This window comes from Sphingomonas sp. Leaf198 (assembly GCF_001424005.1).
In the GTDB taxonomy this organism is placed as follows: Bacteria; Pseudomonadota; Alphaproteobacteria; order Sphingomonadales; family Sphingomonadaceae; genus Sphingomonas.
This window is the reverse complement of record NZ_LMPX01000004.1, coordinates 296,080-309,672: the sequence shown is the minus strand read 5'-3', so window position 1 is coordinate 309,672 and position 13,593 is coordinate 296,080. Positions and strand designations below refer to the sequence as shown.

Genomic DNA, 13,593 nt, shown 5'->3' with positions numbered 1-13,593 from the left:
AGAGATTTTTGCATGGCAGAGCCTCGGGTGAGTTTCGCTGCCACCGCGAAGGCTCGCCGCCCTAGCCCCAAACAACCCTCTGCGCCTCTGCGCCTCTGCGCGAAATCTAACCCTTCTCTTCGCGCCATTGCGCCTTCGCGTGAACCCAACGTTTCCCAGTTATCGCGACGGACGACCGCCGCCGCGGTTACCGCCGCCCTGCCGTCCGCCGCCAAAGCGCTGGCCTCCGCCGCCACGATTGCCTCGGAACGCACCGTCGCCGCGATTGCCGCGGAAGCCGCCTTGCGCTTGTGGCTGCTGGGGGCTGGCGACTTGTCCGGGCTGCGCAGGCTGGCCGGGTTGACCGAACTGGCCGCTATCGGGACCACGCCCACGATCCCAGCCGCGGCCGGGACCGCGGTTGCCGAACTGGCCCTGACCGGGCGTGCCGGGATTGCCCGGGCGGTTACCGTGCCAGCCGCCGTCTCGGCCACGATTGCCGCGGTCACCGCGGTTGGCGAACCCACCCCAGTTGCCGCGCCCGTCAAAGCCGTTGCCGCGATACTGCTGGCGACCCTGCCAATAGCGCTGCTGGTTGCCGTTCCAGCGATGCGGGCGGCGATAGCGATCGTAGACGTAGACGCCCGAGCCGGGATAATAATAATCGCCGCTCCAGCCGTAGTAGGAGTTCAGCCCGCCAAGGCCGTAGCCGCCATACCCGCCGCCGAGTCCGCCATAGCCCGCGCCGTAATAGCCGTCGCCGTAACCGCCGCCGCCGTAATAGGGATCGCTGGCGTAACCGACGCCCGCGCCGCCATAGCCGTACCCGTCGGTACAGCCCGCGACGCCGAGTCCGAGGCCCAAGGCTAGGCCGATGATGCCGAAGCGCTTCATGAACATGGAGAGTCTCCCGTACGTGGAGAGCGGACCCAACGCGCCCCTATTCGTCGTACAACGGAGTCGGTGTATCGCGAGTTCCATGAATGGGGTCTGACGCGGTTTGGGGTTGGCGCGCGCGCGATCTGTTCAATCCGACCAGGCCTCGCAGTCGGCGGGGATTAATCCGTGAAGCAAACCGCTAACCTACTACCTCCCCGGCGAAGGCCGGGGTCCAATAGCGATGAAAGAAGTAACGGCGCGCAGTCATCCGTTAGCAGCGTTTCCCAATTGGGCCCCGGCCTACGCCGGGGTGGTGCCGTATTGGGGTACGTGTGACCTCTATTAGGCAGTGAGTGTCGGCAGGCGGTCAGTGGCCGGGGAAGTGGATCAGGGCGGTTGCTTCTATGCCATCGGTGCGAAGCGCGTCTGCGCCGCCCAGGTCGGGGAGGTCGACCAGGAACTGGGCTTGCGTGACGACCGCGCCGGCCTTGTGGAGCAGGCGGACCGCCGCGCGGGCGGTGCCGCCGGTGGCGATCAGGTCGTCGACCAGCAGGACGCGAGCGCCGGGGGCGAAGGCGTCGGCGTGGATTGCGATGCGGTCGGTGCCGTACTCCAGAGCATAGTCTTCGGCGATGGTGGCGCCGGGGAGCTTGCCGTCCTTGCGGATCAGCAGGACGCCGGCCTTGAGCGGTGCGGCGAGCGCGGCGGCGAAGAGGAAGCCGCGGGCTTCGATACCGGCGACCAGGTCGACGGGACCGGAGACCGCCGCGACCATCCGCTCGATCGCGGTCGCCCAACCTTGCGGGTCGAGCAGCAAAGTCGTGATGTCGCGGAACTGGATGCCTGGCTTGGGGAAGTCCGGGATGGTGCGGATCAGGGCCTTCAGGTCGGCGTTGCGCGCGTCGGTATCGGACATGGGCGTTCCCTTCTCTCCGCGCAGCGGCGGCAGACGTGCCGAGACGCGGTGCTGCGCGACGGCCAAAACGAAAGCGGCGGATCAGGCTGTTCGCCCGTCCGCCGCTCCCTGTATCCGTGCGCCCTTACCGCGGGAGCCGGGCCGTCATCAATGCTTAACGTCGCGCCAGACGTTCTGGTACGCGCCCCAGGCAAGGCCGCAGAAGATCAGGATGAAGATGATCGACGCGAACCCGGCGGCATGACGCGCCTCGAGATTGGGCTCGGCAGTCCAGGTCAGGAACGCCGCAACGTCGGTCGACATCTGCTCCTTGGTCGCCTTCGTGCCGTCCGCGTAGCCGACCTGGCCATCGGAGGTCAGCGGTGGCGGCATCGCGATGTTGAGGTTCGCGAAATACGGGTTGTAGTGCAGACCCTCTGGCGTCTTGATGTCCGGGAATTCCTTCAGCATCTTAGCCGACTGCGGCTGATAGCCGGTCAGCAGCGAGTGGATGTACGCCCCGCCATCGTGACGCGCCTTGGTCATCAGCGACAGGTCGGGCGGCAACGCGTTGTTGTTCGCGGCGCGGGCAGCGACGTCGTTGGCGAACGGCAGCGGGAAGTGATCCGAAGGGATGTTCTTCCGCGTCGCCGCTTCGCCCGTCTCCGGGTTGATCGACGGCTGCTCGATCACCCACTGGTTGGCGATCGCCTTAACCTCGGGCTCCGAATAGCCGATCTTCTGCAGGTCGCGGAACGCCACCAGGCGCAGCGAGTGGCAGGCGGCGCAGACTTCCTTGTAGACCTGGAAACCGCGCTGGAGCTGGCGACGGTCGAACTTGCCGAACACGCCGTTCGAGGCGAGGTCCAGCTCCTTCGGATGGAGATGATACTCGCTCTCGGCGGTCGGTGCGACGGGGTCGGTGATGGCCCCGTAGACGCTGCCGAACAGCGCGATGCCGAGCACCAGCACGAAGGCCGCGCCGACCAGGGATGCGATGAGACGAACCATGTGTGTGTCCTCTAGTTCGTATCAGTGCGCGGTGTGCGGCGCAGAAGCCGTCGACAGCGCGGTCTGGGCCGGGCTCGTGCCACCGTGATTGGCCAGGACGGCCTCGGTGATCGAGTTGGGCAGCGGCCGCGGACGCTCGGAGCGCGAGATCAGCGGCAGGATGATCAGGAAATGCGCGAAGTAGTACGCCGCGCAGATCTGGCTCAGGATCACATAGGTCGCCGTCGCCGGTGCACCGCCGCAATAGCCGAGGATCAGGATGTCGGCGACCAGCACCCAGAACGCGATCCGCGCCTTGGGCCGATAGTTCATCGAACGGACCGGCGAGCTGTCGAGCCAGGGCAGGAAGAACAGCAGCAGGATCGAGCCGAACATTGCCAGCACGCCCCAGAGCTTGGCCGGCAGGATGAAGTCCGCGGTGAAGGCGCGCAGGATCGCGTAGAACGGCCAGAAATACCATTCGGGGACGATGTGCGCGGGCGTCGAGAGCGGGTTCGCCGGGATGTAGTTATCCGGGTGGCCGAGATAGTTCGGGAAGAAGAACAGCAGGCCGGCGAAGATCAGCATGAAGATGCCGAGCCCGAAGCCGTCCTTCGCGGTGTAATAGGGGTGGAACGGGACGGTGTCCTGCTCACCCTTGACGTCGACACCGGTCGGGTTGTTCGAGCCCGGGATGTGCAGCGCCCAGATGTGCAGGATGATGACGCCCGCGATCACGAACGGAAGCAGGTAATGCAGCGAGAAGAAGCGGTTGAGCGCGGCGTTGTCCGGCGCGAATCCGCCGAGCAGCCAGATGCGGATGGTGTCGCCGACCAGCGGGATCGCCGAGAAGAACCCGGTGATGACCTGTGCGCCCCAGAAGCTCATCTGGCCCCAGGGAAGCACGTAGCCCATGAACGCGGTCGCCATCATCAGCAGGAAGATGACGACGCCGAGCAGCCACACCATCTCGCGTGGTGCCTTGTACGAGCCGTAATAGAGCCCGCGGAAGATGTGCGTGTAGACAACGATGAAGAACATCGAGGCGCCGTTGGCGTGCGCGTAACGGAGGAACCAGCCTGCGTTGACATCGCGCATGATACTCTCGACCGAGTCGAATGCGACCAAGCCGTTGGCGGCGTAATGCATCGCCAGCACGATGCCGGTGACGATCTGGATCGCCAGCGCGGCACCGGCGAGAACGCCGAAGTTCCAGAAATAGTTGAGGTTGCGCGGGACGGGATAGCCGCCGCCGAGTGAATTGTAGACGAGCCGGGGAACGGGAAGCCGCTCATCCAGCCACCGCGTCAGCGGCAGCTTCGGTTCGTATTGCTTGGCCCAGGGAAAGCTCATGGTCGTTCCTCAGCCTACCGTGACGACGGTGTCGGAGTTGAAGGCATAGTCCGGAACGTGGAGGTTCGACGGAGCAGGGCCTTTGCGGATGCGCGCGGCGGTGTCGTAGGCCGAGCCGTGGCACGGGCAGAAATAGCCGCCGAACGGCCCTTTGTTTTCGCCCTCGCCCGCGCCGAGCGGGACGCAGCCGAGGTGCGTGCAGACGCCCAGCGTGATCAGCCAGTTCTTCTTGCCCGCCTTGGTGCGCTGCTCCAGCGTCTGCGGATCGCGCAGCGTCGAGATGTCGACCGCGTCGGCTTCCGAGATTTCCTTCGGCGTCAGGTTGCGCACGAACAACGGCTGTTTGCGGAACGACGTCTTGATCGCCTGGCCGGGGAGGATCTTCGACAGGTCGATCTCGGTGGTCGACTGTGCGAGCACGTCGGCGGAGGGATTCATCTGGTTGATGAGCGGCAGGACGATCGCGATCGCGCCGACGCCGGCGAACGACACGGCGGCGATGTTGATGAAATCACGGCGGCGAGGATCATGGGCCTCTTCGTGAAACGGCTCTGGCGATTCGCCGGGGGGAACCATGTCGTCGACTGTCGCCATTCATCTCGCCCTTGCACGTTATTTTTTTCGTGACGGGCTGGGCTTTCGGTTTCGCGAAACCATATCCCCAATCCGTCCGACCGTCCCCACGGAGGCTGTGCTTTGATAGACGGCGGGGCGCGGGTTTGCCAACTGCATTTTGCTTTGGGTTACCTCCGGACCCTGGGGGCGCTAGAGGATCGGGTATGCGTATTGCTCTCTATCAGCCCGATATTGCCGGAAATGTCGGCGCGATCCTGCGGACCGCCGCGTGCATGGGGATCGGCGTCGACCTGATCGAACCGATGGGATTCACCTGGAGCGAGAAGGCCGTCGCGCGCTCGGGGATGGATTATGTCGGCGCGGTCGACGTGGTGCGGCATGTCGATTGGGATGCGTTCCTGCGCCAAGTGAGCGGGCGGATCGTGTTGCTGACGACGAAGGGCGCGGTGCGGCTGGATGTCGCCGAGTTTTCCGAGGACGACGTGTTGCTGATGGGAAGCGAGGGGGCGGGGGTGCCGGAGGACGTGCATGCGCGCGCCGACGTGCGCGTGCTGATCCCGATGCGGCCGGGGCTGCGGTCGATGAACATTTCGGTGGCGACGGGGATCGTCGCGGCCGAGGCGTTGCGGCAGACGGGCGGCTGGCCCAGCTAATCCTCCCCGCACGCGGGGAGGGGGACCGTGCGAAGCATGGTGGAGGGGGTTCACCGCGAGCGTCCCGCTTCGTCATCGCAACCGTAACGCTCGCGGAACTCCCCCTCCACCCTTCGGCCAAGTAGCCGAACGGTCCCCCTCCCCGTTCCGGGGAGGATTTGGTAGGGACCCGCTCATGACCGATCTCGACCCCCAGCAAGCCGCCGCCCGAACCTGGTTCGAATCCCTGCGCGATCGCATCTGTGCGGAGTTCGTCGCGATCGAGCGGGAGGCGGGTTCCAACGCGAGCTTCGAGTACGCGCCCTGGGACCGGATCGATCCGTCGGGTGAACCGGGTGGTGGCGGCGTCCGCGGCGTCATGAAGGGCAAGGTGTTCGAGAAGGTCGGCGTCAACGTCTCGACCGTCGGCGGCACGTTCGAGGGCGACTTCGCCAAGTCGATCCACGGCGCCGGCGACGATCCGCGGTTCTTCGCGACGGGCATCAGTCTGGTCGCGCACATGACCAACCCGCATGTGCCCGCGGTGCACATGAACTGCCGCTTCCTCAACACCACCAAGCGTTGGTTCGGCGGCGGCGGCGATCTCAACCCGCCCTTGCCGATCGAGGAGGATACGGCCGACTTTCACGCAACGATGAAGGCGGCGTGCGACGCGCACGATCCGGCGCATTACGAGCGGTTCAGGGACTGGGCGGAGACTTATTTCTACATCCCGCACCGGAAAGTGAGCCGCGGTGCAGGCGGAATTTTCTTCGACCATCTCGATGGCGATTTCGAGACCAATTTCGCCTTCACGCGCGATGTCGGCGAGGCGTTCCTCGACGCCTATCCGCGGATCGTGCGGCGGCGGATGGATACGCCGTTCGATGCGGCCGACGAGGCGCAGATGCTCGAATGGCGCGGGCGGTATGCCGAGTTCAATCTCGTCTATGACCGGGGGACTTTGTTCGGGCTGAAGACCGGCGGCAACATCGACGCGATCCTGATGAGCCTGCCGCCACGCGCGACTTGGTCCTAACGTGGCGCTGATCCCGGTTGCCGACGACGTCCTCGCGACGATCGTCACGACGCTGGAAATGCGCAAGCGACCGCCGCTGCGGCCGAGCCCGGGATCGCGGTTGCGGCTGGTGAAGTGGGAGCGGCCCGCTCTGGAGAAATATCGCGCGCTGTTCCGGCGGGTGGGGAGCCCGTGGCTGTGGTTCTCGCGGCTGGTGATGGCGGACGATGCGCTGGCGGCGATCGTGCATGATCCGGGGATCGCGGTGTATGCGGTGCTCGATCCGGCGGGGATCGAGATCGGGATGCTCGAACTCGATTTCCGCGAGGCGGGGGCGTGCGAGATTTCGTATTTCGGGTTGATCCCGGAGCTTGCCGGGCAAGGGCATGGGCGGTGGCTGATGGCGGAGGCGTGCGCGCGGGCCTGGGCCAAGGGGGTCGAGCGGGTGTGGCTGCATACCTGCACGCTCGATCATCCGAGCGCGCTGGGGTTTTATCGGGCGCAGGGGTTCGTGGCGGTGAAGCGGACGATCGAGACGTTTCCCGATCCGCGGGCTTCCGGGTTGCTGCCGCCGGAGACGGCGCCGCAGATCCCGTATTTGGCTAAGGGGCGTGGGGCCTAACCCACTCGGCAACTGAGCCGACTTGTTACCGATGCCGTTCGACCATGTTCACCTCCCCGGCGGAGGCCGGGGCCCAGTTGGGGGACGTTGCTAACGAAGGTGGCGCGCCGTTACTGCGACCTCTCCAACTGGGCCCCGGCCTCCGCCGGGGAGGTGCTTTTCTATTCGGCGGCCCGGCCCCCCTACCTAGCCAAGCGGCGGTAGGCCGAGATCGCGATCAGGGCCATCGCGATGCCTGCCGCCATCGCCGCCACCGCGGCGCCGGCGTCGACGATCGCGAGCGCGACCGGGTTGGCCTCGCCGGCGTCGCGCAACGCTTTGTCGGCCATCATGAAGGGGGCACCGACGAGCCAGCCGCTGATGTAGCTGAACGCGGCTAGCCCCATGAGCGGCAGCCCCGAACCGCGGCTGAGCGCGAAGCTGCGGCGGATCGCGCCCAACGCTCCGAGCGGGGCTTCGGCGAACAGCGCTGGCCCCGTCAGCATGGTCCGGCCGAGGATGTAGAGACCCGGGATCGCGTACAGCAGCAGCCCCGCCCCGGCCGGCAGCGACACGATCACCATCGCCAGCAGGAAGCGCGGGAAGATCCGCAGGCAGCGGGTCAGTGCCTGCCGCAGATCAAGCTGCTCGCGATCGAGATACAGCGCGTAGAACAGCGACGTGCCGAAGAAGCTCATCACATAGGCGAGCAGATACCAGCCGCCATACGCCGCCGCCCAGGTCTGCACCGCGTCGGCCCAGACCATCGCCTGCGCTTCGTTGTTGCCCGCCGCGGCATCGGGCATCGGCGGATCGGGTACGACCAGCGCGAGCGCGAACGCGGGCAGGAACAGGAACGGTGCGGCGATCCGCAGCAGCAGGTCGCGGTCGCGCTTGAACAGCGTCCAGGCGTCGGTGAGGACGGTCGCGAAATCGAGCTTCATGGAACGGCGTGTTTCTCTCTGGTCGCGACGTAGAGCTGCGCGGTGAAGACGGCGGCGAGCGCGGTGAAGGCGGTGGTGACGACCGTCGCGGCGACACCCGACAGGAAGGTCGCTGTGGCGATCCCATCAGCGCCAAGCGCGAGGCGGAAGACGATCCCGGTCACCGACTGCGCGGCCCAGGTCGAGACGAGCATGACGATCGCGAACAGGATCAGCACGCCGATGATCCGCCACGTCAGCCCCCTGGTCGACTGGACCGAGCGGCGGATCGCGCCGATCCCGAGCCGTTCGTTGAGGATGACCGGGTTGAGCAGCACCAGCCGCGCGCCGACCCAGATCGCGACCAGGAGATATGCGAGGCTGTACAGCGCGATGAAACCCGCAACGCCAGCGCTCGGCGGAGTCATCTGCGCGCTGCGGCCATTGGCGGCAGCCGTGAAATCGAACCCCGACTGGCTGAGGACGATTATCGGCGGCACGACGAGGAGCGCCGCGACAAGCGTGATGAGGACGGTGATGCCGAGCGCCGGGAGCACGCGCGCGCCCGCGTCTCGGCGCGCCGACGCGGCATCGGTGGCCGGATCGGTGGCGATCGCGACGATCGCGAGCTGCGACCAGAGCATCGCGACCAGCGTCCCGATCGCCAAAATGCTGCCGATCAGCGCGAAGCTCATCGTGCCCTGTGCAGCGAACGCGACATAGCCGTCACGGATTACGCTGGGCAGCAGCATGCCGAGCAGCGCGATCGGCGCAATCATGCCGGTGCGCCCGTTGAGCACCTCGATCGTGCGATCCCAGACCGTCCCCATCTTCACCATGCGCCAAACTCCCCCGGGTTCCTGTAGCGCGCGGGTTAGCCGAAGCCCTTGCGCTTGACCACAGGTTGCACGCCCGCTTGCAAGTCGGGGTGCGGGTGCGCAATTGGGGTCGGTGACGATCCCCCTGCCCGACGATATCGAATGGCGGACCAGCGCCGGCCTGACCCCCTATGCCGACGCGCTGGCCGAGATGGAGGCGCGCGCGGCGGCGGTCGGCGCGAGCGAGGCGCGCGAACTGCTGTGGATGCTCGAACATCCGCCGGTCTACACCGCGGGCACGAGCGCAGAACCAGGCGATCTGATCGATGCGCGCTTTCCGGTGATCCCGACCGGGCGTGGCGGTAAATACACCTATCATGGGCCGGGGCAGCGGATCGGCTATGTCGTGCTCGACCTGACCAAGCGCGGGCGTGACGTCCGCCGCTATGTCCACGCGCTCGAATCCTGGGTGATCGCGGCGCTGGGCGAACTGGGCGTCGAGGCGTTCGCAGTCGATGGCCGGGTCGGCATATGGACGCTCGATCCCAATGCTCCGGGGGGCCGCGAGGCGAAGATCGGCGCGATCGGCGTGCGGGTCAGGCGCTGGGTGACGCTCCACGGCTTCTCGGTGAACGTGGCACCCGATCTGGCCCATTTTGGTGGCATCGTCCCGTGCGGACTGCCGGAGTACGGCGTTACCAGCCTGCAATCGCTGGGTATTCCGGCCGACCTTGCAACCTTCGACGCCGCCCTGGCGTTGACCGCCGATGCTTTCCTTGAAACAGTTTCTTGTCCTTGAGAAAACGAGGCTTGAGGGCAAAGCGTTATCGGATTAATGTCCACTACGATTTGGGTATTAAGGGCGAGCAGCCAGCCAAATCCTCTATCTAGGGAGCTTCCACATGCGTGCACTCATTTCCAAGGTCCTGACCGGTTCGCTGATCGCCAGCGCAGCACTTGCCGTTTCGGCATGCGGTCCGAAGACCGAGACGACGACCGACAACACGATGGTTACCGACATGAATGCCAGCGAAGGCATGGACACGATGACCGACAACATGACCGCAGTCGACGGTGCGTCGAACGGTGGCATGATGGCCAACGACACCATGATGGCGAACGACACGATGATGTCGAACGACACCGCGGTGACCAACAACGCAATGTAATTTCCGCAAGGAAATTACTGCTGCGGTACGGCATGCCCGGAAGGGACGTCGTGCTGCGAAAGGGCCGTCCGGGCGACCGGGCGGCCCTTTGCGTTTGCGGGCTCCTCGCGTTTGCTCGCGCGGTCCGCGGGATAGACACGCGGCCACGCCGACCGATCAGGCAGGTCATATACCCGCCGTCGACCGCGGAATCATTTCGCCTGCGACGAAAAACTGACGCGATCGGCAAACATGGACGCTGCCGCCCGCCTTCTATAGTTAAATTCACTTGGGAGCGGCGTCGAAACGCTTTAGAATCGATAACTTGAAGATCCCGGGGAGGTTGGAATGAAGGTGTTGCGTACCGCGCTTGCGCTATGCGTGGCGACGAGTGGACTGGCTGTAGCCCAGTCGGCGTCGGCGCAGTTTTTCTTGCAGTCGCGCGATTTTTCGGGTGCGGCGGTGGTCGGCGACGAAGCCGATCTCGGCCAAGTGTTGCCCGGCGCGACGCAGGACGAAATACGCGCTGCACTGGTGTGGCACATGCGCGCCGCGCTCAACGTGGCGGCGCTGCAATGCCAGTTCGAGCCGACCTTGCTGACCGTGCCCAACTACAACGCGATGATCTCCGATCACAGCGAAGAGCTGAAGAACTCGTTCACGACGCTGACCAAATACTTCGCGCGCGTGAACAAGGCCTCCGGGGTCAAGGCTGGCCAGACTGCGCTCGACCAGTTCGGCACGCGCACCTATTCCAGCTTCGCCACGGTCGCCGCACAGTTCGGCTTCTGCAAGACCGCCTCGTCGATCGGTCGCGATGCGGTCTTCGCGCCGCGTGGTCACCTGTTCGAGGTCGCGCTGGCGCGCTCGCGCGAGTTGCGCAACAGCCTGATCCCGTGGGGCGAACAGCGCTTCCCGCGCTATATCGGCCGCGACCGCGCGACGATGCCGCGGCTCGACGCGATCTGCTGGAACAAGAAGGGCGAGTGGGTCCAGAAGAAGTGCGGCGCGCAGAACTGGCCGCCAGCGGGCGTAGGGATGGCCGGGCAGTAAGACCGGGACCCTATCCCCGAAGATATGATCATTCCCGCGCAGGTGGGACCCCATAGTGGCAAACGGTCGCGACATAACCGCGACCGTTTGACCATCTGGGTCCCCGCTTCCGCGGGGATGACGGGCACATATCGGCGAGGGATATCGGCTGAACCCCGGTAGCCGCCCTCACCTTCCTGTCCCGATGTCAAGGGGCGATGGACGTCAAACCCACCCCCACCTACGCCGGGATCACGGGATACGAACCGCCGACCCCGCGCCGCTCAGCGCAACCCGAGCAGTTTGTGCGTCTGCAACGACAACCGCCACTGCGGCCGCTGCATGACCAGATTGACGCACGCCGCGCGATTGGCGTCGGCCCGCGGATCGTCGAGCGGCTGGAGCAGCAGGTTGGCGAAGTCCCAGGTTTCGATATCCTCGATATCGGTCCCCGGTTGCGGCCAGACCAGCTTCAGTTCGTCGCCGGTGCGCTGGACGACGATGCTGCCGGCCTTGGGGCTGATGCACACCCAGTCGATCCCGGGATGCGCCGGAATCGTACCGTTGCTCTCCATCGCGATCCGAAACCCGTGTTCATGCAGCGCATCGACGATTGCTTGGTCGATCTGGAGCATGGGCTCGCCGCCGGTCAGCACGACGAAGCGGTCGCGCACACCCTCGCCCCAGAAGCCGGCGACCGCCGCCGCCAGCGCCTGTGCGTCGGCGAACTTGCCGCCGCCGAGCCCGTCGGTGCCGACGAACTCGGTATCGCAGAACCGACATACCGCGGTCGCGCGATCCTGTTCGCGGCCCGACCAGAGGTTACAGCCGGCGAACCGTACGAACACCGCGCGGCGACCGGCGTTCACGCCCTCGCCCTGCAGCGTCAGGAACATCTCCTTGACCGCATAGCTCATGTCAGGTGGGCTTCACGGCATAGACGGTGGGATCTGCGATCCCGGCCTCGTCGAAGCCCCGCGCGCGCAGCCGGCAGCTGTCGCACTCGCCGCAATGCCTGCCGTCGGGCGTCGGATCGTAGCACGACCAGCTCAGCCCGAGATCAAGCCCGAGCCGCGTGCCTTCGCGGACGATATCCGCCTTGGTCATATGCTGGAGCGGCGCCTGGATGCGGAACGGTTCGCCCTCGACGCCAGCTTTCGTGGCGAGTTCGGCGAGGCCTTCAAACGCGGCGATGAACTCGGGACGGCAGTCGGGATAGCCAGAATAATCGAGCGCGTTGACGCCGATATAGATGTCGCGCGCGCCCGCCGCCTCGGCCCAGCCGAGCGCAAGGCTGAGGAAAATCGTGTTGCGCGCGGGCACATAGGTGACGGGGATGCCGCCACCGTCTTCGGTGCCTGCGCCGTCCTTCGGCACGTCGATATCTGCGGTCAGCGCGGAGCCACCGAACGCGGACAGGTCCATCGGCAGGACGATATGGCGTTCGGCCCCGAGCGCAGCGGCGACGCGACGCGCGGCATCGAGTTCGATGCGGTGGCGCTGGTTGTAGTCGAACGACAGCGCGAGCAGCCGCTGGCCGGCTTCGCGCGCAATCGCGGCGGATATCATCGAGTCGAGCCCGCCCGAAACGAGCGCGACCGCAAAGGGAGCAGGGGATGTCATGATGCGGAGTGCGCTAGGCCAGCGGCGCGCAAAAAGAAAGGGGCCGCCCGGTGAGGCAGCCCCTGAGGTTGGCGCGGATCGCGCCACAAGGGAGAAAAACGTGCTGAATAAAAAGCACAGCCCGATCTATACCTAACATAAGTAAATGGGGCGTTAATTCCTTACGTTAGCGGCTCGATCGACCGGCAAAAGTGTATCATTCGTCGACCGGCACGGGAAATTTCGTCGCGCAGAACGCGCAATCGACGATGATGAACCCGGTCTCGTCAGCCATCGACCGCCGCTCCTCGATCGGAAATTTCGAGATCACGCCCTTGATGTACTCGGGATCGCAGCGGCACCCGCGCGTGATCGGGATATCCGCGAGGATGCGGACGTCCTCCTCCTCGTTGAACAGGCGCCAGACGAGCGTCTCGAGCGGCAGCGTCGCATCGGTCAGTTCGTCAACGCCCATCGTGTTGCCGAGCGTGGCGACATGCTCCCATTCGGGATGATCGAGCTTGGTATGCAGGCGCTCGCGCCCGTCCTCGCCCTCGGGGAGATGCTGGAGGAACAGCCCGCCGGAAATGCAGCGACCGTCGGCGCCCTTCGCCATGCCGGTGCGGATCATCGTCGGGATCTGCTCGGACTGCGTGAAATAGCTCTGCGCGGCTTGCGACAGCGTGTCGCCGTCGAGCGGGACGATGCCCTGATAGCGTTCGTTGCTGGTCGCCATGTCGAACGTGATCGCGAGATAGCCGGCGCCGAACAGTGCGAACAGCGAGGGCTCTGCGGGGGCCTCGGCAAGCTTGTCCGCGTCGTACTCGATATAGCCGCGCACTTCGCCGCCACGGTAATCGCAGACGAGCAGCTGGACGACGCCGTTGTCGGTGCGCGTCTGCATCGTCAGCTGGCCGCTCGAATCCTTGAGCGTCGAACCGATCAGCGCCGCGAGCGTGAGCGCCTCGGCGAGCAGCTTCTCGATCGCGGGCGGGTAGGCGTGCGCGGCAAGCACTTCGTCGAGCGCGGTGCCGAGCCGGACGATCCGGCCGCGCGCACTGCGCGCGGGGATCGCGAAGGCCAGCGCACGGTCGAGATCGGTCACGTTGGGATCGAATTTTGGCGTATCGTTCATCGTCCGCCAAAT

At 65.7% G+C, this 13,593-nt stretch carries 16 protein-coding genes; 6 read left to right on the top strand and 10 right to left on the bottom strand.

The features are described from left to right. Positions 1–159: 159 nt before the first annotated feature. The 5 genes from ASG20_RS16805 to petA all read right to left on the bottom strand — a co-directional run bounded on the left by ASG20_RS16805 (position 160) and on the right by petA (position 4,672). Positions 160–879, bottom strand: coding sequence for a hypothetical protein (locus ASG20_RS16805; RefSeq protein WP_056055504.1), 720 nt, complete (start codon positions 877–879; stop codon positions 160–162). A 346-nt stretch (positions 880–1,225) separates the two neighbouring features. Next, positions 1,226–1,774, bottom strand: coding sequence for an adenine phosphoribosyltransferase (locus ASG20_RS16800; RefSeq protein WP_056056041.1), 549 nt, complete (start codon positions 1,772–1,774; stop codon positions 1,226–1,228). 147 nt (positions 1,775–1,921) lie between these two features. Beyond that, on the bottom strand, positions 1,922–2,764 hold the full coding sequence (locus ASG20_RS16795) for a cytochrome c1 (protein ID WP_056055500.1): 843 nt from the start codon (positions 2,762–2,764) through the stop codon (positions 1,922–1,924). A gap of 21 nt (positions 2,765–2,785) precedes the next feature. Further along, positions 2,786–4,096, bottom strand: a complete 1,311-nt coding sequence (locus ASG20_RS16790; RefSeq protein ID WP_056055498.1) for a cytochrome b — start codon at positions 4,094–4,096, stop codon at positions 2,786–2,788. Between the two features lie 9 nt (positions 4,097–4,105). Beyond that, positions 4,106–4,672: a ubiquinol-cytochrome c reductase iron-sulfur subunit gene (petA, locus tag ASG20_RS16785; RefSeq protein ID WP_056056038.1), complete on the bottom strand. Its 567-nt coding sequence runs from the start codon at positions 4,670–4,672 to the stop codon at positions 4,106–4,108. A 203-nt stretch (positions 4,673–4,875) separates the two neighbouring features. On the opposite strand from petA, the gene ASG20_RS16780 reads away from it, so the two are divergent. The 3 genes from ASG20_RS16780 to ASG20_RS16770 all read left to right on the top strand — a co-directional run bounded on the left by ASG20_RS16780 (position 4,876) and on the right by ASG20_RS16770 (position 6,944). Next, complete coding sequence (locus ASG20_RS16780) at positions 4,876–5,325, top strand: tRNA (cytidine(34)-2'-O)-methyltransferase (protein WP_056055495.1); 450 nt, start codon at positions 4,876–4,878, stop codon at positions 5,323–5,325. Positions 5,326–5,500: 175 nt separating this feature from the next. Then, on the top strand, positions 5,501–6,343 hold the full coding sequence (gene hemF, locus ASG20_RS16775) for an oxygen-dependent coproporphyrinogen oxidase (RefSeq protein WP_056055492.1): 843 nt from the start codon (positions 5,501–5,503) through the stop codon (positions 6,341–6,343). 1 nt (position 6,344) lies between these two features. Beyond that, the gene (locus ASG20_RS16770; RefSeq protein WP_056055488.1) at positions 6,345–6,944 is read left to right on the top strand and encodes a GNAT family N-acetyltransferase; all 600 of its coding nucleotides are present in this window, start codon (positions 6,345–6,347) and stop codon (positions 6,942–6,944) included. A 182-nt stretch (positions 6,945–7,126) separates the two neighbouring features. Here the strand turns inward: ASG20_RS16770 and ASG20_RS16765 are convergent, their stop codons facing one another. After that, a complete protein-coding gene (locus tag ASG20_RS16765) occupies positions 7,127–7,867 on the bottom strand; it encodes a hypothetical protein (protein WP_056055485.1) in 741 nt (246 codons plus the stop codon). Continuing rightward, complete coding sequence (locus ASG20_RS16760; protein ID WP_056055482.1) at positions 7,864–8,685, bottom strand: hypothetical protein; 822 nt, start codon at positions 8,683–8,685, stop codon at positions 7,864–7,866. Before ASG20_RS16760 ends, ASG20_RS16765 begins: the two co-directional genes overlap by 4 nt. 112 nt (positions 8,686–8,797) lie before the next feature. Between ASG20_RS16760 and lipB the strand changes: the two genes are divergently transcribed. From lipB to ASG20_RS16745, 3 genes are all read left to right on the top strand, one after another. Further along, positions 8,798–9,463, top strand: coding sequence for a lipoyl(octanoyl) transferase LipB (gene lipB, locus ASG20_RS16755; protein ID WP_330218687.1), 666 nt, complete (start codon positions 8,798–8,800; stop codon positions 9,461–9,463). A 103-nt stretch (positions 9,464–9,566) separates the two neighbouring features. Continuing rightward, positions 9,567–9,833, top strand: coding sequence for a hypothetical protein (locus ASG20_RS16750; protein WP_056055480.1), 267 nt, complete (start codon positions 9,567–9,569; stop codon positions 9,831–9,833). Between the two features lie 327 nt (positions 9,834–10,160). Further along, a complete protein-coding gene (locus tag ASG20_RS16745) occupies positions 10,161–10,865 on the top strand; it encodes a hypothetical protein (protein WP_056055478.1) in 705 nt (234 codons plus the stop codon). Between the two features lie 263 nt (positions 10,866–11,128). On the opposite strand, the gene queE is transcribed toward ASG20_RS16745, so the two are convergent. From queE to hslO, 3 genes are all read right to left on the bottom strand, one after another. Then, positions 11,129–11,761, bottom strand: a complete 633-nt coding sequence (queE, locus tag ASG20_RS16740; RefSeq protein ID WP_056055475.1) for a 7-carboxy-7-deazaguanine synthase — start codon at positions 11,759–11,761, stop codon at positions 11,129–11,131. A 1-nt stretch (position 11,762) separates the two neighbouring features. Beyond that, positions 11,763–12,467, bottom strand: a complete 705-nt coding sequence (gene queC / locus ASG20_RS16735) for a 7-cyano-7-deazaguanine synthase QueC (RefSeq protein ID WP_056055471.1) — start codon at positions 12,465–12,467, stop codon at positions 11,763–11,765. 196 nt (positions 12,468–12,663) lie between these two features. Further along, positions 12,664–13,581 (bottom strand): Hsp33 family molecular chaperone HslO, encoded by a 918-nt coding sequence (gene hslO, locus ASG20_RS16730; protein WP_056055466.1) that lies wholly within the window; start codon positions 13,579–13,581, stop codon positions 12,664–12,666. Positions 13,582–13,593: the final 12 nt, after the last annotated feature.

Bases quoted from the DNA above. Each gene is read 5' to 3' on its own strand.
- ASG20_RS16765 (WP_056055485.1), bottom strand. From the start codon at position 7,867: ATGAAGCTCGATTTCGCGACCGTCCTCACCGACGCCTGGACGCTGTTC.
- petA (WP_056056038.1), bottom strand. From the start codon at position 4,672: ATGGTTCCCCCCGGCGAATCGCCAGAGCCGTTTCACGAAGAGGCCCAT.
- ASG20_RS16780 (WP_056055495.1), top strand. From the start codon at position 4,876: ATGCGTATTGCTCTCTATCAGCCCGATATTGCCGGAAATGTCGGCGCG.
- queC (WP_056055471.1), bottom strand. From the start codon at position 12,467: ATGACATCCCCTGCTCCCTTTGCGGTCGCGCTCGTTTCGGGCGGGCTC.
- queE (WP_056055475.1), bottom strand. From the start codon at position 11,761: ATGAGCTATGCGGTCAAGGAGATGTTCCTGACGCTGCAGGGCGAGGGC.
- ASG20_RS16750 (WP_056055480.1), top strand. From the start codon at position 9,567: ATGCGTGCACTCATTTCCAAGGTCCTGACCGGTTCGCTGATCGCCAGC.
- ASG20_RS16745 (WP_056055478.1), top strand. From the start codon at position 10,161: ATGAAGGTGTTGCGTACCGCGCTTGCGCTATGCGTGGCGACGAGTGGA.
- ASG20_RS16805 (WP_056055504.1), bottom strand. From the start codon at position 879: ATGTTCATGAAGCGCTTCGGCATCATCGGCCTAGCCTTGGGCCTCGGA.
- ASG20_RS16795 (WP_056055500.1), bottom strand. From the start codon at position 2,764: ATGGTTCGTCTCATCGCATCCCTGGTCGGCGCGGCCTTCGTGCTGGTG.
- ASG20_RS16800 (WP_056056041.1), bottom strand. From the start codon at position 1,774: ATGTCCGATACCGACGCGCGCAACGCCGACCTGAAGGCCCTGATCCGC.
- ASG20_RS16790 (WP_056055498.1), bottom strand. From the start codon at position 4,096: ATGAGCTTTCCCTGGGCCAAGCAATACGAACCGAAGCTGCCGCTGACG.
- ASG20_RS16760 (WP_056055482.1), bottom strand. From the start codon at position 8,685: ATGGTGAAGATGGGGACGGTCTGGGATCGCACGATCGAGGTGCTCAAC.
- hemF (WP_056055492.1), top strand. From the start codon at position 5,501: ATGACCGATCTCGACCCCCAGCAAGCCGCCGCCCGAACCTGGTTCGAA.
- hslO (WP_056055466.1), bottom strand. From the start codon at position 13,581: ATGAACGATACGCCAAAATTCGATCCCAACGTGACCGATCTCGACCGT.